General features: G+C 70.2%; 19 protein-coding genes and 1 pseudogene. 8 read left to right on the top strand and 12 right to left on the bottom strand.

The window, feature by feature from the left end; translation table 11 throughout:
* Positions 1 to 2: 2 nt before the first annotated feature.
* Positions 3 to 756, top strand: a protein-coding gene (locus ACIDOCELLA78_RS000000106785; protein ID WP_374223207.1) for an IS5 family transposase whose coding sequence is annotated in 2 segments (ribosomal slippage) — positions 3 to 320 and positions 322 to 756 — 753 coding nt in all. Because the reading frame shifts where the segments join, the coding sequence is not laid out codon by codon here.
* 197 nt (positions 757 to 953) lie between these two features.
* Here the strand turns inward: ACIDOCELLA78_RS000000106785 and ACIDOCELLA78_RS000000106780 are convergent.
* Together ACIDOCELLA78_RS000000106780 and ACIDOCELLA78_RS000000106775 are read right to left on the bottom strand one after the other, a co-directional pair.
* The gene (locus ACIDOCELLA78_RS000000106780; RefSeq protein ID WP_201728941.1) at positions 954 to 2,123 is read right to left on the bottom strand and encodes an MFS transporter; all 1,170 of its coding nucleotides are present in this window, start codon (positions 2,121 to 2,123) and stop codon (positions 954 to 956) included.
* Between the two features lie 112 nt (positions 2,124 to 2,235).
* Positions 2,236 to 3,765, bottom strand: coding sequence for an AMP-binding protein (locus tag ACIDOCELLA78_RS000000106775; RefSeq protein ID WP_283770840.1), 1,530 nt, complete (start codon positions 3,763 to 3,765; stop codon positions 2,236 to 2,238).
* Between the two features lie 234 nt (positions 3,766 to 3,999).
* Between ACIDOCELLA78_RS000000106775 and ACIDOCELLA78_RS000000106770 the strand changes: the two genes are divergently transcribed.
* Positions 4,000 to 4,470 carry a Fur family transcriptional regulator gene (locus tag ACIDOCELLA78_RS000000106770; protein ID WP_201728940.1) on the top strand — a complete coding sequence of 157 codons (471 nt, stop codon included), beginning with the start codon at positions 4,000 to 4,002 and terminating at the stop codon, positions 4,468 to 4,470.
* 48 nt (positions 4,471 to 4,518) lie between these two features.
* On the opposite strand, the gene gpt is transcribed toward ACIDOCELLA78_RS000000106770, so the two are convergent.
* Both gpt and ACIDOCELLA78_RS000000106760 read right to left on the bottom strand, forming a co-directional pair.
* On the bottom strand, positions 4,519 to 5,007 hold the full coding sequence (gpt, locus tag ACIDOCELLA78_RS000000106765; protein WP_201728939.1) for a xanthine phosphoribosyltransferase: 489 nt from the start codon (positions 5,005 to 5,007) through the stop codon (positions 4,519 to 4,521).
* Positions 5,007 to 5,360 (bottom strand): tRNA-binding protein, encoded by a 354-nt coding sequence (locus ACIDOCELLA78_RS000000106760; RefSeq protein ID WP_201728938.1) that lies wholly within the window; start codon positions 5,358 to 5,360, stop codon positions 5,007 to 5,009. Before ACIDOCELLA78_RS000000106760 ends, gpt begins: the two co-directional genes overlap by 1 nt.
* Positions 5,361 to 5,447: 87 nt before the next feature.
* Between ACIDOCELLA78_RS000000106760 and ACIDOCELLA78_RS000000106755 the strand changes: the two genes are divergently transcribed.
* The 3 genes and pseudogenes from ACIDOCELLA78_RS000000106755 (at position 5,448) to ACIDOCELLA78_RS000000106745 (ending at position 9,989) form a co-directional block, all read left to right on the top strand.
* Positions 5,448 to 7,058, top strand: a complete 1,611-nt coding sequence (locus tag ACIDOCELLA78_RS000000106755; RefSeq protein ID WP_201728937.1) for a gamma-glutamyltransferase family protein — start codon at positions 5,448 to 5,450, stop codon at positions 7,056 to 7,058.
* 136 nt (positions 7,059 to 7,194) lie between these two features.
* Entirely contained in the window at positions 7,195 to 9,183 is a 1,989-nt protein-coding gene (locus ACIDOCELLA78_RS000000106750; protein WP_201728936.1) for an elongation factor G, read from the top strand.
* Positions 9,184 to 9,204: 21 nt separating this feature from the next.
* Positions 9,205 to 9,989: pseudogene (locus ACIDOCELLA78_RS000000106745) on the top strand (enoyl-CoA hydratase).
* A 94-nt stretch (positions 9,990 to 10,083) separates the two neighbouring features.
* Here the strand turns inward: ACIDOCELLA78_RS000000106745 and phbB are convergent.
* The 5 genes from phbB to queE form a co-directional block, all read right to left on the bottom strand.
* On the bottom strand, positions 10,084 to 10,806 hold the full coding sequence (gene phbB, locus ACIDOCELLA78_RS000000106740; RefSeq protein ID WP_201728935.1) for an acetoacetyl-CoA reductase: 723 nt from the start codon (positions 10,804 to 10,806) through the stop codon (positions 10,084 to 10,086).
* 107 nt (positions 10,807 to 10,913) lie between these two features.
* Entirely contained in the window at positions 10,914 to 11,618 is a 705-nt protein-coding gene (locus ACIDOCELLA78_RS000000106735; protein WP_201728934.1) for a GNAT family N-acetyltransferase, read from the bottom strand.
* Entirely contained in the window at positions 11,615 to 12,085 is a 471-nt protein-coding gene (locus ACIDOCELLA78_RS000000106730) for an OsmC family protein (RefSeq protein WP_201728933.1), read from the bottom strand. The genes ACIDOCELLA78_RS000000106735 and ACIDOCELLA78_RS000000106730 overlap by 4 nt, the downstream gene beginning before the upstream one ends.
* Positions 12,086 to 12,095: 10 nt before the next feature.
* Positions 12,096 to 12,452, bottom strand: a complete 357-nt coding sequence (locus ACIDOCELLA78_RS000000106725) for a 6-carboxytetrahydropterin synthase (RefSeq protein WP_201728932.1) — start codon at positions 12,450 to 12,452, stop codon at positions 12,096 to 12,098.
* A 2-nt stretch (positions 12,453 to 12,454) separates the two neighbouring features.
* A complete protein-coding gene (gene queE, locus ACIDOCELLA78_RS000000106720; protein WP_201728931.1) occupies positions 12,455 to 13,090 on the bottom strand; it encodes a 7-carboxy-7-deazaguanine synthase in 636 nt (211 codons plus the stop codon).
* Between the two features lie 113 nt (positions 13,091 to 13,203).
* On the opposite strand from queE, the gene ACIDOCELLA78_RS000000106715 reads away from it, so the two are divergent.
* A complete protein-coding gene (locus ACIDOCELLA78_RS000000106715) occupies positions 13,204 to 14,082 on the top strand; it encodes a hypothetical protein (protein WP_249676002.1) in 879 nt (292 codons plus the stop codon).
* 222 nt (positions 14,083 to 14,304) lie between these two features.
* Positions 14,305 to 15,522 (top strand): polyhydroxyalkanoate depolymerase, encoded by a 1,218-nt coding sequence (locus ACIDOCELLA78_RS000000106710; RefSeq protein WP_201728929.1) that lies wholly within the window; start codon positions 14,305 to 14,307, stop codon positions 15,520 to 15,522.
* On the opposite strand, the gene coaE is transcribed toward ACIDOCELLA78_RS000000106710, so the two are convergent.
* The gene (gene coaE / locus ACIDOCELLA78_RS000000106705) at positions 15,483 to 16,136 is read right to left on the bottom strand and encodes a dephospho-CoA kinase (protein WP_249675998.1); all 654 of its coding nucleotides are present in this window, start codon (positions 16,134 to 16,136) and stop codon (positions 15,483 to 15,485) included. The genes ACIDOCELLA78_RS000000106710 and coaE overlap by 40 nt on opposite strands.
* Positions 16,133 to 16,963: a shikimate dehydrogenase gene (locus ACIDOCELLA78_RS000000106700; protein ID WP_201728928.1), complete on the bottom strand. Its 831-nt coding sequence runs from the start codon at positions 16,961 to 16,963 to the stop codon at positions 16,133 to 16,135. The genes coaE and ACIDOCELLA78_RS000000106700 overlap by 4 nt, the downstream gene beginning before the upstream one ends.
* A gap of 92 nt (positions 16,964 to 17,055) precedes the next feature.
* Here ACIDOCELLA78_RS000000106700 and ACIDOCELLA78_RS000000106695 point away from each other — a divergent pair, with 92 nt between their 5' ends.
* Positions 17,056 to 17,757 (top strand): SDR family NAD(P)-dependent oxidoreductase, encoded by a 702-nt coding sequence (locus ACIDOCELLA78_RS000000106695; RefSeq protein ID WP_201728927.1) that lies wholly within the window; start codon positions 17,056 to 17,058, stop codon positions 17,755 to 17,757.
* A gap of 37 nt (positions 17,758 to 17,794) precedes the next feature.
* Here ACIDOCELLA78_RS000000106695 and ACIDOCELLA78_RS000000106690 read toward each other — a convergent pair whose 3' ends face one another.
* Complete coding sequence (locus ACIDOCELLA78_RS000000106690; protein ID WP_201728926.1) at positions 17,795 to 18,409, bottom strand: 2-hydroxychromene-2-carboxylate isomerase; 615 nt, start codon at positions 18,407 to 18,409, stop codon at positions 17,795 to 17,797.
* Between the last annotated feature and the right edge of the window lie 53 nt (positions 18,410 to 18,462).

The following is an 18,462-nucleotide window of genomic DNA, read 5'->3' as shown; positions in this document are numbered from 1 at the left end:
ACATGGCGGAACTTTTCTGGCTGAACGACACGCAATGGGCTGCGATCGAACCATTGCTGCCGAAGCTTGGCGGCAAGCCTCGGGTTGATGACCGCCGGGTGCTGAGCGGCATCCTGCATCGCTTTCGCGAGGGCTTGCGATGGCGAGCGCTTCCTGAGGCCTATGGGCCACGAACCACGGTGTTCAACCGGTTCAACCGCTGGAGCCAGCGTGGCCTCTGGCAGGAGATCTTTGCGGCCCTGGTCGCCTGCGCGTATCCGCCGCGCATCGCCATGGTGGACAGCACCTCGGTTCGGGCACATCGCGCGGCCGCGGGCGGTAAAGGGGGCGCAAAGCCAGGCTATCGGCCGGTCGAGGGGTGGACGGACGACCAAGATCCACGCCGTCGCGGATGAGCAGGGGCGCATCGCCGCACTCCTCCTGACGCCGGGACAGGCCTCCGACATCAGCGGCGCCAGGGCGCTTCTGCCCACAATACCGCCACCAGAAGAGCTGATCGCCGACAAAGCCTACGACGCCGATGACCTGCGCGCCTTCCTCACCCGCCAAGGCACCAGGCCCGTGATCTCGCCCATGCCCAACCGCCGCGCCATTCCGCCCTTCGACCCCGTCGCCTACAGAAAGCGCAATCTCATCGAACGCGCCTTCTGCAGGCTCAAGGACTGGCGCGCCATCGCCACACGCTACGACAAAACCGCACGAAATTTCCTCGCAGGTATCTGCCTCGTCCTCGCCGTCACATCTTGGATCAGTTGAGTCCAGAACCTAGAGCATTTTCCGATCCATCAGGATCGGATGCCGTGCTCTATCTTGTTGATAAATAGAGCATCTTTATCCGATCAGATGGAATCATCTGATCGGATGATGCTGTAGAGCACGTTCCGATCCATCAGGATCGGATGTCGTGCTCTATCTTGTTGATAAATAGAGCATCTTTATCCGATCAGATGGAATCATCTGATCGGATGATGCTCTAGCCGCAGGCTGAGCAGTGCCGCGGCGAGCAGGATCGCGACCAGCAGCCAGAGGATGTGCAGCGGCGGCACGACCGACGAAATCAGGCCGAGTCCCAGCAGCCCGACCGCCGCCAGCCCGTTCGACAGGCCGAGCGCGATGCCCGAGCCGAGCGAGCGGTTCTCGGGGAAGATGTCCTGCCCCACCAGGATGCCGACCGGCAGGGTGGCGAAGAGGGCGATGCCGAGCAGGCCGAGGGCGATCCATTGCGCAGCACCGCCGGTGAGCAGGAAGGCCGCGAGCAGCGCCGCGCCGGCGAGGCTGGAGCCGGCGAGGATCGGGCGGCGGCCAATCCGATCGGCCAGATGCCCGCCGCCGACATTGCCGATGATGCCGACCACGAGCATCACCGTGATCAGCGCCGCCCCCGCGGTCAGGCTGTGGCCGCGCAGGTGCCAGAGCACCGGCAGGAAGGTTGTGGTGCCGAAGATCGCCAGTGCGCGCAGCGACTGGAAGGCGACCAGCGCGCTCATCGGCCCGAGATGGCGCCGCCAGGCGATCGGCTGGGCCGCGACATGGCGCGACGGCTGCACCGGCAGCACGTTCCAGAGCAGCAGGATGCTCGCCACCGCCGGAATCGCCAGCAGCGAGAGCGCCTTCAGCCCAAAGGTGACGACGACGAAACTCGCGATCAGCGGCCATAGCCCGCGCCCGACCTCGCCGCCCACCAGGAACAGCGACATGCCGAGCCCGACGCGCGGCCCGCTAAGCTGCCGCGCCCCGGCGAGCGCCTGCGGGTGGAACATCGCGTTGCTGATCCCGATCAGCACCAGCGCCGGGAGCAGCAGCGCGAGACTGCCGGAGCGGCCGATCAGCGCCGCCGCCAGCGCAGTGCCGAGCACGCCGGCGGCGATGAAGCGCCGGCCGCCGAAACGGTCCGCCAGCAGGCCGGTGCCGACCTGCAACGCCTGGCCGATCAGCAGCGCCGCCATCACCGTGCCGGCGAGGGAGACGGGTTCGCCCATCGCCACCAGCACCGCCGGCAGCACGCCGGGGAGGTAGTTGGCCGAGCCGTCGTTCAGGAAATGCAGCCAGCTCAGCGCCGCCAGCCGGCCGTAGCGCACACTGCCGCCGACCGTTCGCAATCCCTGATCCATCACCACCGCCATTGTGTTTCTCTGCCGGCCGCCCGGGGGCGCCGGGTTTCACGAAAAGGGATGTTTGCATGACCAAACCGGCGGGGATTTGCAACCCGCGCGGCCGCGGGCGCGCGGCGGGCGCCTATCCGCCGGCTTCGCGCTCCATCGTCTCGCGCATGATGAATTTCTGGATCTTGCCGGTCACCGTCATTGGAAACTCCTCGACGATGCGCACGATGCGGGGGATCTTGTAATGCGCGATCCGCCCCTCGCAGAAGCCGATCACCTCATCGGGCGTCAGGGTTTCGCCGGGGTTGGGCTTCACCCAGGCGCAGGGCACCTCGCCCCATTTCGCGTCCGCGATGCCGAAGACCGAGACGCTGGCGACCTTCGGGTGGGTGAACAGGAATTCCTCCACCTCGCGCGGGTAGATGTTTTCGCCGCCGCGGATCACCACGTCCTTGCTGCGGCCGACGATGGTGCAATAGCCGTCCTCGTCGATCACGCCGAGATCGCCGGTGTGCATCCAGCCGGCGTCGTCGATCGCCTCGGCGGTTTTCGCCTTGTTGCCCCAGTAGCCGAGCATCACCGAATAGCCGCGCGTGCACAGCTCGCCCCGCTCGCCGCGCTGCACGATCCGCCCCTCGGCGTCGATCACCTTGACTTCGAGATGGGGGTGGATGCGCCCCACCGTCGCCACCCGGCGTTCCGGCGTGTCGTCGGTCGCGGACTGGAAACTGACCGGCGAGGTCTCGGTCATGCCGTAGCAGATGGTGATTTCCGGCATGTGCATCCGGTTCATCACCCGGCGCATCACCTCGATCGGGCAGGAGGTTCCGGCCATGATTCCGCCGCGCAGCGAGGAGAGGTCGAACCCCGCGAAACCGGGATGTTCGAGCATGGCGATGAACATGGTCGGCACGCCGTAGAGATGGGCGCAGCGTTCCTCGGCAACGGCGCTCAGCGTCGCCAGCGCGTCGAACCCGGCGGCGGGATAGACCATCGTGGCGCCATGGGTGATCGCGGCGAGATTGCCCATCACCATGCCGAAGCAATGATAGAGCGGCACCGGGATACAGATTTTCTCGCCGTCGCGCAGGCCGATTCCCTTGCCCACGAAATAGCCGTTGTTGAGGATGTTGTGGTGCGAGAGGGTGGCGCCCTTGGGCGCGCCGGTGGTCCCCGAGGTGAACTGGATGTTGATCGGGTCGTCGAATTGCAGGTCGGCGCGCAGGGCTTCCAGCGCCGCGCGGCTCGCAGGTGTCGCGGCGGCGGCGATGGCGGCGAAGGGCGTCATGCCAGCGGGCAGATGAGCCGCGCCGCCGATGACGAAGCGGCGTTCGAGATGCGGCAGGCGGTCCGCCGGAATGCTGTCCAGCATCGCGACATAGTCGCTCGACTTGAAGGCGCGGGCGAGGACGAGGGCGCGGCACTGGACGTCGTTCAGCACGTATTCCAGCTCGGCGGTGCGATAGGCCGGGTTGATGGTGACGAGAATGATCCCCGCCCGCGCCGAGGCGAATTGCAGGATCGCCCATTCGGCGTTGTTGGGCGACCAGATGCCGATGCGGTCGCCGCGGCGCAGGCCCAGCGCGAGCAGGCCGGCGGCGACGTCGTCCGCCGCGCGGTCGAACGCGGCATAGGTGAAGCGCTCGCCGCTTTCGCGCACCACCAGCGCCTCGCGGTCGGGTGGCGGCGGGCGGCCTCCGCCAGGGCGGCGCCGATGGTGATTCCGAGGCGCGGCGTGTCGCCCGGTCCCTGGACGTAGCTGGTGCTCGTCATGATTCGTTGTCTCCCTGCGGCCGAGCGTAATGCAGCCGCCGGACGGCGCAAGGGGGCGGGTGGCCGCGCGGCTGGAGCCGCTCTATAACGGGGCGATGGTTTTTCCCCCGCCGGACCGCGCCTGATGCACGCCCGCCCCAGCGCCACGATCGAACGCCGGCTGGACGAGGCCGCCGCCGCCTGTGCCGCCGCCGGCCGGCAGCTCACGCGGCAGCGCCGCGCCGTGCTCGGCCTGATCCTCGCCGCCGAGGGGCCGCTGACCGCCTACGAACTGCTCGACCGGCTGCGGCAGAGCCATCGCGGCGCCACGCCGGCGACGATCTATCGCGCGCTCGAATTCCTCATCGCTGCGGATCTCGTGCACAAGGTGGAGAGCCTGAGCGCCTATGTCTCCTGCGCCGACCCGGCGGGCGAGGCGCAGGGCCATACCCATGCGGCGCAGTTCTTCATCTGCCGCCAGTGCGGCGCGGTGGCCGAGCTGGAGGACGAGGCGGTGGCCGCCGCGCTGGAAGCCGCCGCGGCGCGGATCGGCTTCGCCCCGGGGGGCGCGATCGTCGAGGTCGGCGGGCTCTGCGCCGCCTGCGCCGCCGGCTAGTGTCCCGAATCTGAAATCCGATGGATTTCAGATGCAGGGCAGAGCACTCTATGACCCGCGCGGGGGCGTGCCGGCGCGGGCGATGGGGGCGACGAATTGCGGCTCGGTGTCCCAGGGGAACAGAATCCAGGTGTCCTGCGAGACCTCGGTGATGAAGGTATCGACCAGCGCCTTGCCGGCCGGCTTGGCGTAGACGGTGGCGAAATGGGCGCGGGGGAGCAGCTGGCGCACCTCGCGCGCGGTGGTGCCGGTATCGACCAGATCGTCGATGATGAGGAAGCCCGCGCCGTCGCCGGCGGCGGTGGGCGGCTTGGTGATGGTCGGCTTGCCGATCCGCTCCTCGTCATAGGTGACGATGCTGACGGTCTCGATCAGGCGGCATTCCAGCTCGCGGGCGACGATGGCGGCCGGGATGAGGCCGCCGCGGGTGATCGCGACGATGCCATCGAAGGGCGCCAGCGCGTTGAGCCGCCAGGCCAGCGCCTTGGAGTCGCGGTGAAGCTGGTCCCACGAGACGGTGTAGTAATGCGCGGCCATCAGAACAGGCGTCCTCCGTCGGGCACGGTGAAATCGGGGCGGATCAGCACGACCTCGCCGTTTTCGTCCGGCAGGCCGAGGGTGAGCACCTCGGACATGAAGGGGCCGATCTGGCGGGGCGGGAAATTGACCACGGCGCAGACCTGCCGGCCGATCAGCCGGTCCGGCGCGTAATGCACGGTGATCTGCGCCGAGGAGCGCTTCACGCCGAGCGCGTCGCCGAAATCGATCCACAGGCGGATGGCGGGCTTGCGGGCCTCGGGGAAGGGTTTCGCATCGACGATGGTGCCGACGCGGATGTCGATCCGGGCGAAATCGTCGTAGGTGATGGTCTGGGACGTGTTCTCGGCCATGAGGCTGCATTGGCCAGCGCGGGCGCATTGTCAATCCGGCGGCGGAATGCGATTGGATCGGCAAACCGTTACAGGAGTGTCCAGAGAATGCGCGATTTCGACTTTCCGGGCCGCAGCGCCGTCTATGCCGGGCGGGCGATGGCCGCGACCTCGATGCCGGCGGCGACCCTCGCCGCGCTCGACGCGCTGCGGGCGGGCGGCAACGCGCTCGATGCGGCGGTGACCGCGGCGGCGGTGCTCGGCGTGATCGAGCCGCACTCGACCGGCATCGGCGGCGATTGTTTCTGCCTCTACAAGAAGGCCGGCAGCCCCGAGGTGATCGCGATGAACGGCTCGGGCCGGGCGCCGGCGGGGGCGACGATCGACTATTTCGAGCGGCAGGGGATCGCCCAGCTCGACAATATCTCGCCGCACGCCGTGACCGTGCCGGGCGCGGTTTCCGCCTGGGAGACGCTGCTCGCGGCGCATGGCAGGCGCGGGCTCGACGCAGCCCTGGCGCCGGCGATCCGCTATGCCGAGGAGGGGCATCCGGTGCATCCGCGCGTCGCGTTCGACTGGAAGCTGGTCGAGGGCAAGCTGCGCCGCAGCGGCGCCGCCGCCCTGCTGCCGGGCGGGGCCGCGCCGGAAGCGGGGACGATGTTCCGCCAGCCCGAGCTTGCGCGCACGCTGAGGGCGATCGCGAAGGACGGGGCGAAGGGGTTCTACGAGGGGCCGGTCGCCGCCGGCATCGTCGCGGAGCTGCGGGCGCGCGGCGGCGTGCATACCGAGGCGGATTTCGCCGCCGGGCGGACCGCGGCGAAATTCGTCACCCCGATCCAGCGGGATTTCGACGGGCTGACGATCTGGGAATGCCCGCCGAACGGCTCGGGCCTGCTGGCGCTGATGCTGCTCGGCATTCTCGAAGGGTTCGGCCCGGCGCCGGACGGGCCGATGGGGCCGATCCGGCTGCACCGGCATATCGAGGCGGCGCGCCTCGTCTATCGCGATCGCGACGCGCTGCTCGCCGACCCGGACCAGGCGGAGGTGCCGGTCGCGCATCTGCTCAGCGACGACTATCTCGGCGGGCTGCGGGCGCTGATCCGCGACGACCGGGCGATGGTGGACCTGCCGCGCGCCGGCGAGACGGCGCTGCCGCTGCACCGCGACACCGTCTATCTCTGCGTGGTGGACGAGGACGGCAACGCCTGCTCGTTCATCAACTCGACCTATGAGAGCTTCGGCTCGGGGATTCTCGCCGGCGATACCGGCGTGGTGCTGCACAATCGCGGCATGGGCTTCCGCATCCAGCGCGGCCATCCGAACTGCATCGCGCCGGGCAAGCGGCCGATGCACACGATCATCCCCGGCATGGCGACGCAGGGCGGCGAGGCGGTGATGCCGTTCGGCGTGATGGGCGGGCACTACCAGCCGATGGGCCAGTCCTGGCTGGTGACCAACATGCGCCAGTACGGGCTCGACGTGCAGGAGGCGCTCGACCTGCCGCGGGTGTTTCCCTTCGCCGGACAGGTGGAGCTGGAGCGCTCGGTGCCGGCGGCGAGCCTCGAAGGGCTGGTCGCGCGCGGGCACAAGGTGGTGCGCGAGGACCGGCCGGACGCGCGGCCGCATGGCGGCGGCCAGGCGATCTGGATCGATCGCGGGCGCGGCGTGCTGATCGGCGGCTCCGACCCGCGCAAGGACGGCTGCGCGCTCGGCTATTGATCCCGCGCCGCGCCGCGCCGTGCCGCCCGTCCCGCGCGCGCGGGCGGGCGGGGCGGCGAAATTCGGGGGGTGAAAATTTCCGGTTCAAATCCGGGCGAAAAAGGCGAATACTGTCTCCCGTCGGGAGAGCAAGGCCATGGAAGACCCCGCCCACGCAGCGGCCCCGCACGGGCCGCGCGCCGTCGCCCTGGTAGGTCCGCAGGGCAGTGGCAAGAGCGCGCTGTTCGCAGCGCTGATCGACGCGGCCGGCGGCGGCGCCGCCGCGCGGCGCGGCGGGCGAGGGCGAAGTTCCACGCATGACATGCAGGTCGGCCACTGCGATTTCCTGGGCGAGCGCTGGGCGCTGCTGGATTGTCCCGGATCGGTGGAGTTCGTCCACGAGGCGGCGGCGGCGCTGGCGGTGGCGGATATCGCGGTGGTGGTGGCCGAGCCTGACCCTGCGCGGGCGATCGCGCTCAGGCCGGTGTTCCGCATGCTGGAGGACGCCGGCGTGCCGTTCCTCGTTTTCGTCAACAAGGTGGACACGCTGAGCGCGCCGGCCGAGGCGCTGGTGGCGGCGATGCAGGCGGAGACCGCGGTGCAGCTGGTGCCGCGGCAGATGCCGCTCCGCGAGGGCGAGCGGGTCATCGGCTATGTCGACCTGCTCTCGGAGCGGGCGTTCCGCTACCGGCCGGATGCGGCCTCGGAGCGGATCGGGCTGCCGGCGGGTGTGGCCGCCACCGAGCAGGCGGCGCATGACGCGCTCATCGACAGCCTGGCGGACCGGGACGACGAGCTGCTCGAACAGGTGATCGAGGGGGCGACACCCACGCCCGCCGAGCTTTACGGCCATTTCCGCAAGGACACGGAGGCGCGCAGCCTGGCCGGGGTGATGTTCGGCGCGGCCGAGCATGCGCATGGGGTGCTGCGGCTGTGGAAGGCGCTGCGGCACGACGCGCCGGAGGTGGGCGCGACGGCGGCGCGGCATGGGGTGGCGCCCGACGGGCCGGCGCTGGCGCAGGTGTTCCGCACGAGCTGGCGCGGGGCGGCGGGCAAGCTTTCATTCGCCAGGGTCTGGCGCGGGGCGCTGCGCGACGGGACGAGCCATGGCGGCGTGCGGATCGGCGGGATGATGCGCTTCGCCGAGGGCGAGTTGCAGCGCGTGGCCGAGGCGGAGGCGGGCGATGTGGTGGCACTCGGCCGGCTCGACGGGGTGGGCACCGGCGGCACGCTGGGCGAGGCGGCGCCGGCGATGGCCTTTCCCGCGCCGCCGCCGCCGCTGCACGAGGTCGCGATCGCCGCGGCGGAGCGGCGCGACGACGTGAAGCTCGCCAGCGGGCTGGACAAGCTGCTGGAGGAGGACCCGGCGCTGCGCCTCGCGCGCGACGCCGACAGCGGCGAGACGCGGTTGGCCGGGCTGGGCGAGATTCATCTCGGCGGCGCGGTGGAGCGGCTGGAGCTGCTTTCCGGCGTCGCGGTGCGGACGGCGCGGCCGCGCGTGGCCTTTCGCGAGACGATCCGCCGCCCGGTGCGCGAGCATGCGCGGCTGAAGCGGCAGACCGGCGGGCATGGCCAGTTCGCCGATGTGACGCTGGAGATCGCGCCGCGCGGGCGGGGCGAGGGATTCGCCTTTGCCGACCGCATCACGGGCGGCGCGGTGCCGAAACAGTATATCGCGGCGGTGGCCGACGCCGCCGAGGAGGCGACGCGGCGCGGGCCGTTCGGCCACCAGGTGGTGGATGTCGCGGTGACGCTGGTCGATGGCGGGTTTCACGCGGTGGACAGTTCGGACATGGCGTTCCGCGCGGCGACGCGGGCGGGCATGGCGGAGGGGCTGGCGAAGGCCGAGCCGGTGCTGCTGGAGCCGATCCACCGCATCACGATCAGCGCGCCGAACGCCTTCACCGCCGGAGTGCAGCGGCTGCTGAGCGGACGGCGCGGGCAGATTCTGGGCTATGCCGAGCGCGCCGGCTGGCCGGGCTGGGACGATACCGAGGCGCTGCTGCCGGCGGCGGAGCTGCACGGGCTCGCGGTCGAGCTGCGGTCGCAGACCGCGGGGCTTGGCAGCTTCGTCCACAGTTTCGCGCATCTGTCGGAAGCGCCGCCGCGGCTGGCCGAGAAGGTGGCGCAGGCGGCGGGCAGCTGATTTTACAGGCAAGGAGACGAGATGGACACGCAGGTTTCCGGCACGCTGGCCGCGCCGTTGCTGATCGGGCGGGATTCGCGGGGCGTGGTCACGCTCACGCTCAACCGGCCGGCGAGTTTCAACGCGCTGTCGGACGAATTGCTCGCCGCCCTCGATGCGGCGATCGGCGCGATCGCGGCGGATGCGGATGCGCGGGTGGTGGTGCTGGCGGCGGCGGGGCGGGCGTTCTGCGCCGGGCACGATTTGCGGGAGATGATCGCGCGCGAGGACGAGGCGGCGCATCGCGACCTCTTCGCCCGCTGCACCCGGGTGATGCTCGGCTTGCAGCACCTGAAGGTGCCGGTGATCGCGCGGGTGCAGGGGTGGCGACGGCGGCGGGCTGCCAGCTGGTGGCGAGCTGCGACCTCGCGGTGGCGGCGGCGAGCGCGCGCTTCGCGGTTTCGGGCATCAATCTCGGCCTGTTCTGCTCGACGCCGAGTGTGGCCCTCGCCCGCGCGGTGCCGCGCAAGGCGGCGCTGGAGATGCTGTTCACCGGCGCGATGATCGATGCCGAGGAGGCGGCGCGGCGCTTCCTGATCAACGAGGTCGCGCCGGATGACGGGCTGGATGACGCGGTGGCGCGGCTCGTGGAGCAGATTCTCGCCAAGCCGCGCGCCGCCCTTGCCATCGGCAAGGCGCAGTTCTACCGCCAGATCGAGCTGGGCATTGCCGAAGCGTATGACGTGGCGGGCGAGGCGATGGCCTGCAACATGCAGGACGCGGCGGCGCGGGAGGGGATTTCACGCTTTCTCGACCGTAGGAAATAATTCCAAACGGCGAGACATCATTCAGTAGGAAACAATTCAGTAGGATGAAATTCCCATCCGGCCCCGGAGGAAAAACCGGGGCCGGAGCAGAACGTCAGTACATGTGCTGGCCGCCGTTGATCGACAGGGTCGAGCCGGTGATGAAATCGGCCTCGTCGGCGGTGAGGAAAACGACGCCGCGGGCGATGTCCTCGGCGTGGCCGAGGCGGCCGACGGGGATTTTCGCGATGATCTTTTCAAGCACTTCCGGCGGCACGGCGCGCACCATGTCGGTATCGACATAGCCGGGGGCGATGGCGTTGACGGTGATGCCGAAGCGGGCACCTTCCTGCGCCAGCGCCTTGGTGAAGCCGTGGATGCCGGATTTCGCGGCGGCGTAGTTCACCTGGCCGTACTGGCCGGCCTGGCCATTGATCGAGCCGATGTTGACGATGCGGCCGAACTTGCGCTCCTTCATCCCATCGAAGGTCGCCTTGCAGAGATTGAAGCAGGAGCCGAGATTGGTGTCGATCACCGCGTCCCACATGTCGCGGGTCATGCGCGCGAGGGTGGCGTCGCGGGTGATGCCGGCATTGTTGACGAGGATCTCGATCGGGCCGAGGCGGCTGGTGAGGCGGGCGATCGCCTCGATGGTCTGCTCGAAATCGCCGACGTCGAATTTCACCGTCTCGATGCCGTGGACGGCGGTGAAATTCTCCGCCGCCGCCTGGTTGCCGGCATAGGTGGCGACGACGGTGCGGCCAGCGGCCTTCAGCGCGACGCTGATGGCCGCGCCGATGCCGCGCGTGCCGCCGGTGACGAGTGCGATTCGAGACATCCTGTTCTCCTCCCGTTTGATCTGGCGTCCGCCGATCAGTTTCGTCGGACAATCTGGACTGGATTGGCGAGTCTGTCCATGATCGAAATCAATCAGTTAGCGATGTTTCATGTCCGGAAGGCGGCGAGGCCGCGGCGCTGGCGGCCGGCCTGATCGAAATTGTCGGGCGCGAGCCATGCGGTGAGCGCCGCCCGCCGGTCGGGCCATTCGGAATCGAGGAGGGAGAACCAGGCGGTGTCGCGGTTGCGGCCCTGGGTGACGGCGTTCTGGCGGAAGACGCCCTCGAAGGTGAAGCCGAGGCGCAGGGCGGCGGCGCGGGAGGGCAGGTTCAGGCTGTTGCACTGCCATTCCACCCGCCGGTAGCCAAGGTCGTCGAAGGCGTGGCGGAGCATCAGGAACAGCGCCTCGGTGCCGGCGCGGTGGCGCCTGAGACGCGGGGTGAAGTTGATCGAGCCGAGTTCGAGCGCGCCGTTCGCCGCGGCGATGTTCATGAAGGCGGCGTGGCCGGCGGGTTCGCCGCTATCCGCCTCGATGATGGCGTAGGCCACGCGGCCGGGGGCGCTGGCCACGGACTCGACATAGGCGTGGAACGCGGGTTCGTCGGCCGGGCGGGCGGTACGCCACCAGGTCCAGTCCCGGTCGTCCGGCGCGGCGCGGAATCCGGCGATGAGGCCGGCGCCGTGGCGTGCGGGGTCGAGACGTTCCAGCCGGCAATAGCGCCCCGCGAAGCCGGCGGCGTCGGGGAGCGGGCGAGGCGTCCAGCCGGGGACGGGCGCGCCGACGATCTGGCCATAGGCGTTGGTTTCGGTCATGCGGTGCGGATCTCGGGTTCGTGGCGGACCGGGAAGTTCATCGACCGGGCGATGAAGCATTTTGCTCCGGCATCGCGGTGCAGGGCGGCGGCGCGGGCGGCGTCGTTGCCTGGCGCGATGGTGACGACGGGCCGCAGGATGGCCTCGATGAACTGGCCAGCGCCGGAGGCTTCCTCCTCCATCACCGCCTCGGCGCGATCCTCGTAGGCCAGCACGGCGATCCCGGCCTCGGCGCAGAGATGCAGATACCAGAGCTGGTGGCAGGAGGAGAGCGAGGCGAGCAGCAGCAGTTCGGGGTTCCAGCGCGCGGGATCGCCGCGGAAGGCGGGATCGGATGTCAGCGCGAGGTCCGGCCGGCCGTCGGCTTCCACCTCGTGGTCGCGGCCATAGGCGGCGTAGGCGCTGGTGCCGGCGCCGCGGTTGCCGGTCCAGCGCAGGGTGGTGGCGTAGCGGTGCAGCCGGCTCAAGCCTGTGTCCCTATTCGCTGTAGGCGCAGGATTCGCCTTCGGAATCGCGGAAGACGGCGACGCGGGCGAGGCCCGGGCAGGCAGGGGCGAGATGCGCCCAGATGAAGCAAGCGAGGTTTTCCAGCGTCGCCGGGCCGAGCCCCTCCACCTCGTCGAGGAAGCGGTGGTCGAGCGCCTCGCGCAGGGCGGCGAGGTGCTGGCCGAGCCTGCCGAAATCCATCAGCATGCCGCTCGCATCCGGCGTGCCGCGCAGCGTGACGGTGGCGCGGTAGGAATGGCCGTGGATGCGGCGGCTCGCCTCGGCGGCGATCTGGCGTTGCAGCGTGTGGGCCGCCTCGAAGCGGAATTCCTTGGTGATTTCGTGCATGGTCAGGGGATGCCGAGATATTTGTGGGTCTGCATCGACAGGCGCCATTGCGGATGGGCGAGGCAGTATTCGATGGCGGCGCGCGTGTTGGCCGCGCGGTCCGGCCCGTCCATCGGCTGGAGCAGGAAATGCGCGAAGTCGAGCCCGGCGAAGCGCTCGGGCGCGGCCTCCGGCTGCGGATAGACCAGCTTCAGCTCCGAACCCTGACGCACCACCAGCTCGGCCCCTTCCTTCGGGCTGACGCAGAGCCAGTCGATGCCCGGCGGCGGTTCGATCGTGCCGTTGGTCTCGACCGCGATCTCGAAGCCCGCTTCATGCACCGCTTCGATCAGCGGCGCATCGAGCTGGAGCAGGGGTTCGCCGCCGGTGAAGACGACGAGGGCATCGCGCGTGGTGGCGGCGGACCAGGTGGCGGCGATGGCGCGGGCGAGGCCGGCGGCATCGGCGAAGCGGCCGCCGCCCGGACCGTCGGTGCCGATGAAATCGGTGTCGCAGAAGCGGCAGGTCGCCGTTGCGCGGTCTTCTTCCCGGCCGGACCACAGGTTGCAGCCGGCGAAGCGGCAGAACACCGCGGCGCGGCCGGCGTTGCGCCCCTCGCCCTGCAGGGTGGGAAAGATTTCCTTTACACTATAGGCCATGATGGCGTGACCTACCGCAAAACGGCGCCGCTGGCGACGGGGGCGGCTTCATTGCCGCCATCCCGCGGCGGCGCGGCTTGATCGGACGGCGCAGTCCCGGCACGATCATGTGCATGAGCGAAACGAACCCGCCGAAACATCATCTGCTGATCGCCGGCACCGGGCGGAGCGGCACGTCCTTTCTCGTGCGTTGGCTGGCGGAGCTGGGGATGGAGACGCATTTCTCCCGCTTCGGCGAACACGCCGCGTGGAACGAGGAGGCCAATGCCGGGGCCGAGAACCTGCCGCTGCCGGCGCTGGACGCGGACATGCCCTATGTCGTCAAATCGCCGTGGGTGACGGAATTCATCGACCAGGTGCTGGCCGATCCGGGGATCGTGCTCGATGGCGTGATCGTGCCGATGCGCAACCTTGCCGACGCCGCCGCGAGCCGGACGATCAACGAGCTGCGGCAGGTGGCGGCCGAGCCCGACTGGCCGCTGGCGATGGAAAAGCCCTGGGCGCATCGGGGGGTGACGCCGGGCGGGGTGGTGTATTCGCTGCATCCGCTCGACCAGGCGCGGGTGCTGGCGCTCGGCTTTCATCATCTGCTGGAGCGGCTGGTGGCGGCGGAGGTGAAGGTGGTGATGGTGTCGTTCCCGCGGCTGATCGAGGATGCGGCCTATCTCTACCGGACGCTGGCGCCGCTGCTGCCGCCGGAGCTGGACGAGGCGGCGGCGGCGGCGGCGCATGCGCGCATCGCCGATCCGGCGAAGGTGCGGGTGGGCGCGGGCGGGCATGACGCGACGCTGGAACGGCTCGACCGGGTGGCGCTGAACCGCGAGATCGGCCGGTTGCGGCGCGAGATGGCGGCGCTGGAGGACCGGGCGGCGGCGGACGAGACGGCGGCGGCGGCGCGGCGCCATGCCGAGACGATCGAGCGCAGCCGGATGTGGCGCGCGCTCGGGCCGCTGCGGCGGGCGCTGCACGGGCTGCGCGGCGGCGGGCGATGACAGCGCTTTCTTTTTCGTGAGAACTGCCCCATATTGTAAAGAGAATGTTACACAACGCGTCCGCCGCACGGAACGGCGGGGGCAGAACAGGGGTTTCGCGCAGATGCGGGGCAGGCTTGTGCCGGACGATCGGGAGGCCTGCGTCCTTCATCCCGGATCCATTTACGGAACATTGATCTTTTCGGCGCCAGAGTGGCGTGACGAGAAAGGCGGTTTGCGCCCATGATGTATGATATCTACCAGACCCAGGACGATTTCCTGGCCCCGTTCAGGATGGCGGCGCGCACCATGCTGCCGCTGTTCGAGCTGATGGAGCCGCCCTTCGGCGTTCCCACCCTGCCGGTGGCCGCCCGCGCGGCGCTGGAGATTTTCGGCAATAGCGGCATTTCCCACAAGCGGCCGGAATTCGGCATCGGCCGCGTGCGCTCGGGCGGGCGGGATGTCGCCGTCAGCGAGACGGTGGTGACCGGCACGCCGTTCGGCGACCTGCTGCATTTCCGCAAGGACATGGCCGAACCCGGCCCGCGCGTGCTGGTCGCCGCCCCGCTCTCGGGCCATTTCGCGACATTGCTGCGCAACACCGTCGAGGTGATGCTCCAGGACCACGACGTGTACATCACCGACTGGAAGAACGCACGCGACGTGCCGGTGAGCGCCGGGCGCTTCGGCTTCGATGACTATGTGGCGCATATCATGGATTTCCTGCGCGAGCTGGGGCCGGGCGCGCATGTGGTCGCGGTGTGCCAGCCGGCGGTGGCGGTGTTCGCCGCGACCGCGCTGATGGCCGAGGCCGGCGATCCGGCGGCGCCGCGCAGCATGACGCTGATGGGCGGGCCGATCGACACCAGGCGCAACCCCTCGAAGGTCAACGACCTCGCCAAGACGCGCGACATCGCCTGGTTCCGCAAGAACCTGATCACCACCGTGCCGGGCCGCTTCGCCGGGGCGGGCCGCGCCGTCTATCCCGGGTTCGTGCAGCTCGCCTCGTTCGTGTCGATGAATCTCGACCGGCATATCGGCGCGCATCTGCGCCAGTTCCGCGCCATCGTCACCGAGGATGACGCGAGCGAGGCGGCGCACCGCAAGTTCTACGACGAATACCAGTCGGTGATGGATCTGACGGCGGAATTCTATCTCGAAACCGTCGAGCGCGTGTTCCAGCGGCACGACCTGCCGCGCGGCCAGCTGAGCTGGCGCGGCCAGATGGTGCGGCCGGCGGCGATCGGCCAGACATCGGTCTTCACCGTCGAGGGCGAGCGGGACGATATCTGCCCGCCCGGCCAGTCGGTCGCGGCGCTCGATCTGTGCACCGGGCTGAAACCGGCGCAGAAGCGCAACCATCTTCAGCTCGGCGTCGGCCATTACGGCGTGTTCTCCGGCTCGCGCTGGGCGAACGAGATCTATCCGCGGCTGCGCGAGGTGATCGCCGCCGCCGGCTGACCGGCGGCGGGCGCAAGGCGGGCGGCTGGCGGAAACACATGCGCCGCCATCAGCCGCCGCACCGCGCGCAGCGTGTGATGGCGCGACAGGCCGGTGGCGATCACCGCATCGGCGCGGCGGCGTTTTTCGGTATCCGGCATCTGCAGGGCGATGATCCGCTCGATCTCGGCGCGGGGCAGGCCGCGGCGCAGCACCCGCGCGATTTGCACCGCGCGCGGGGCGGAGACGGTGAGCGCGAGATCGACCCGCGCCTCGCCGCCGGTTTCGAACAGCAGCGGAATGTCGAGCAGCACGGCGCGGGCGCCGCGCCTTCGGGCGGCGGCGAGGAATTTTGTCTCCGCCGCCCGCACCATGCGGTGCATGATCGCTTCCAGACGGCGCCGCGCGACGGGATCGGCGAGAACTTGTGCGCGCAGGGCGGCGCGGTCGAGCACGCCGGCGCGCACCACGCCGGGGAACGACGCGGCGAGTATGGGAATCGCCGCCCCGCCCGGCGCCTGCAGCGCGCGCACCGTGGCATCGGCATCGAACACCGGCACGTGGCGGCGGCGGAAGATCCCGGCGACGGTGGATTTTCCCATGCCGATCCCGCCGGTGAGGCCGATGATCTTCATCCCATGAGGTCGGCCGCGACGGCGCGGTAGAGCGCATCGTCCACCGCCGGGGTGACGCCGAACCACGCGGCGAAGCCCGGCACCGCCTGGTGCAGCAGCATCCCCAGCCCCTCGACCGCGACGAGGCCGCGCGCCCGGGCCTCGGCCAGCAGCCCGGTTTCCAGCGGGACATAGACGATGTCCGCCACCGCCATACCGGGGGCGGCGCGGGCGAGATCGAGATCGAGCGACTGATGCCCGGCCATGCCGAGCGAGGTGGTGTTGACCACCAGCGCGTGATCCGCCAGCGCGTCCGCCCGCGCCTCCCACGGGATGTGGGCGAGGCCGAAATCCCGCGCCAGCGCCGCCGCGCGCGCGGGCGAGCGGTTGCAGAGGGTGACCTGAGCGCCGGCATCCTGCAACGCGGTGGCGATGGCCCGCGCGGCCCCTCCGGCGCCGAGCACCAGCGCGGGGCCGGCTGCGGGATCGACGCCATGGGCGCGCAGATTGGCGAGAAAGCCCGATCCGTCGGTGTTCGCGCCCTCGATCCCCGTCGGCGTGAAGACGAGCGTGTTCACCGCGCCGGCGCGCCGCGCGCTGTCGGCCACGCGGTCGCACACGGCGAAGGCGGCCTCCTTGTGCGGGATCGTCACGTTGGCGCCGGCGAAGCCCATTTTCGCCAGCGCTGCGACGCAGGCGGCGAAATCGTCCGGGGCGATGGCGAGCGGGAGATAGGCGCCGTCGATCCCGTGGCGTTCCAGCCAGGTGCCGTGCAGGCGGGGCGAGCGGGAATGGGCGACCGGATAGCCGATCACCCCGGCGAGGCGTGCGTGGCCGGAAAGGATCATGACCTGTTTCGATCATGAAGCGGCGCCGGCGGCAAGGGGCGGTTTCGCGCCGGCGGTTCCGCGCCATATCCACGACAGAGCGGAGGGATGTCATGGACGGAACGGGACGGGATGACGTGGCGGTGGTGTTCGGCGCGGGCGGCGGCATCGGCGGCGCGCTGGTGGCAGCACTTGCGGGCGATCCGCGCTTCGCCGCGGTGGTCGGGCTCGGGCGGGGCAGCGCGCCGCGCTTCGACCTGCTCGATGAGGCCAGCATTGCCGACGCGGTGCGGGCGGTGGCGGCGCGGGGCGCCATTCGCCTCGCGATCGATGCGACCGGCTTCCTGCACGATGCGGCACAGATGCCGGAGAAGAGCCTGCGCGAGCTGGATGCGGGCCGCCTCGCCCGCAGTTTCGCGCTGAACGCGATCGGCCCGGCGCTGCTGATGAAGCATCTGCTGCCGGCCTTGCCGCGCGAGGGGCGGGCGGTGTTCGCCACGCTGTCGGCGCGGGTCGGCAGTATCGGCGATAACCGGCTCGGCGGGTGGTATGGCTATCGCGCGTCGAAGGCGGCGCTGAACCAGTTCGTGCGGACGGCCGCGGTGGAGCTGGCGCGGCGGTCGCAGGCGGCGATCTGCGTCGCGCTGCATCCGGGCACGGTGGCGACGGGGCTTTCGTCCCCTTTCGCCGCCACCGGGCTCGACGTGCAGGCGCCGGAGGTGGCGGCGGCGCGGCTGCTCGCGGTGATCGACCGGCTTACCCCAGCCGAGAGCGGCGGGTTTTTCGACCATCGCGGCGAGGCGGTGCCGTGGTAGATGACGGCACCGGCATTTCAGGCGGTGCCGTGGTAGATCAGGCCGTATAGGCCGCGCGGCGGGTGGCCAGCGCGTCGTCCAGCAGGTCGAGCCGGTCCTGGCCCCAGAACAGCTCGCCGTTCAGGATGTAGGAGGGCGCGCCGAACACGCCGGCGGCCTCGGCCATCTCGCGGTTGCGCTGATAGGCGGCTTCGATCTCGGGCGCGGCGGCGCGGGCCTGGAGGTCGGGCGCGATGCCGGATGCGGCGGCGAGATCGGCGATGGTCGCGGGATCGGCGAGGTTGCGCTCCTCGGCCCAGACCGCGGCGAAGACGCGGCGGAGGAACGGGTCGGGGTCGCCGCCGGCGTCCACGATGGCGATCGCCAGACGATCCGCCAGCGCCGGGTCCACCGGGAAGAATCGCGGATGCAAATTGAGCGCGAGGCCGCGGCGGGCGCGCCAGCGTTGCAGCTCGACCAGACGGTAGTGCTGGCGGACCGGGTGGCGTTTGGCCAGCGGCTGGCCGCCGGTTTCGGCGAAGATCGCGCCGAGCGGCACCGGGCGGTACTCGACCGCGGCGCCGTGGCGGCGGGCGATGTCGAGAAAGGCGGCGTGGCCGAGATAGGTCCAGGGCGAGTGGCTGGTGAAGACATAGGTGATGGTGGCGGCCATGGGCGATTTCCTCCGCGCTGCTTGCGTGCTGCGCCCATGTTGATAGGGAAGGA

It is taken from the genome of Acidocella sp. C78 (assembly GCF_907164655.1).
The sequence above is the reverse complement of the archived record's forward strand: the minus strand, read 5'-3'. Positions and strand labels throughout refer to the sequence as shown.

Bases quoted from the DNA above. Each gene is read 5' to 3' on its own strand.
- ACIDOCELLA78_RS000000106780 (WP_201728941.1), bottom strand. From the start codon at position 2,123: ATGGCGGTGGTGATGGATCAGGGATTGCGAACGGTCGGCGGCAGTGTG.
- ACIDOCELLA78_RS000000106770 (WP_201728940.1), top strand. From the start codon at position 4,000: ATGCACGCCCGCCCCAGCGCCACGATCGAACGCCGGCTGGACGAGGCC.
- gpt (WP_201728939.1), bottom strand. From the start codon at position 5,007: ATGGCCGCGCATTACTACACCGTCTCGTGGGACCAGCTTCACCGCGAC.
- ACIDOCELLA78_RS000000106760 (WP_201728938.1), bottom strand. From the start codon at position 5,360: ATGGCCGAGAACACGTCCCAGACCATCACCTACGACGATTTCGCCCGG.
- ACIDOCELLA78_RS000000106755 (WP_201728937.1), top strand. From the start codon at position 5,448: ATGCGCGATTTCGACTTTCCGGGCCGCAGCGCCGTCTATGCCGGGCGG.
- ACIDOCELLA78_RS000000106750 (WP_201728936.1), top strand. From the start codon at position 7,195: ATGGAAGACCCCGCCCACGCAGCGGCCCCGCACGGGCCGCGCGCCGTC.
- phbB (WP_201728935.1), bottom strand. From the start codon at position 10,806: ATGTCTCGAATCGCACTCGTCACCGGCGGCACGCGCGGCATCGGCGCG.
- ACIDOCELLA78_RS000000106735 (WP_201728934.1), bottom strand. From the start codon at position 11,618: ATGACCGAAACCAACGCCTATGGCCAGATCGTCGGCGCGCCCGTCCCC.
- ACIDOCELLA78_RS000000106725 (WP_201728932.1), bottom strand. From the start codon at position 12,452: ATGCACGAAATCACCAAGGAATTCCGCTTCGAGGCGGCCCACACGCTG.
- queE (WP_201728931.1), bottom strand. From the start codon at position 13,090: ATGGCCTATAGTGTAAAGGAAATCTTTCCCACCCTGCAGGGCGAGGGG.
- ACIDOCELLA78_RS000000106715 (WP_249676002.1), top strand. From the start codon at position 13,204: ATGAGCGAAACGAACCCGCCGAAACATCATCTGCTGATCGCCGGCACC.
- ACIDOCELLA78_RS000000106710 (WP_201728929.1), top strand. From the start codon at position 14,305: ATGATGTATGATATCTACCAGACCCAGGACGATTTCCTGGCCCCGTTC.
- coaE (WP_249675998.1), bottom strand. From the start codon at position 16,136: ATGAAGATCATCGGCCTCACCGGCGGGATCGGCATGGGAAAATCCACC.
- ACIDOCELLA78_RS000000106700 (WP_201728928.1), bottom strand. From the start codon at position 16,963: ATGATCCTTTCCGGCCACGCACGCCTCGCCGGGGTGATCGGCTATCCG.
- ACIDOCELLA78_RS000000106695 (WP_201728927.1), top strand. From the start codon at position 17,056: ATGGACGGAACGGGACGGGATGACGTGGCGGTGGTGTTCGGCGCGGGC.
- ACIDOCELLA78_RS000000106690 (WP_201728926.1), bottom strand. From the start codon at position 18,409: ATGGCCGCCACCATCACCTATGTCTTCACCAGCCACTCGCCCTGGACC.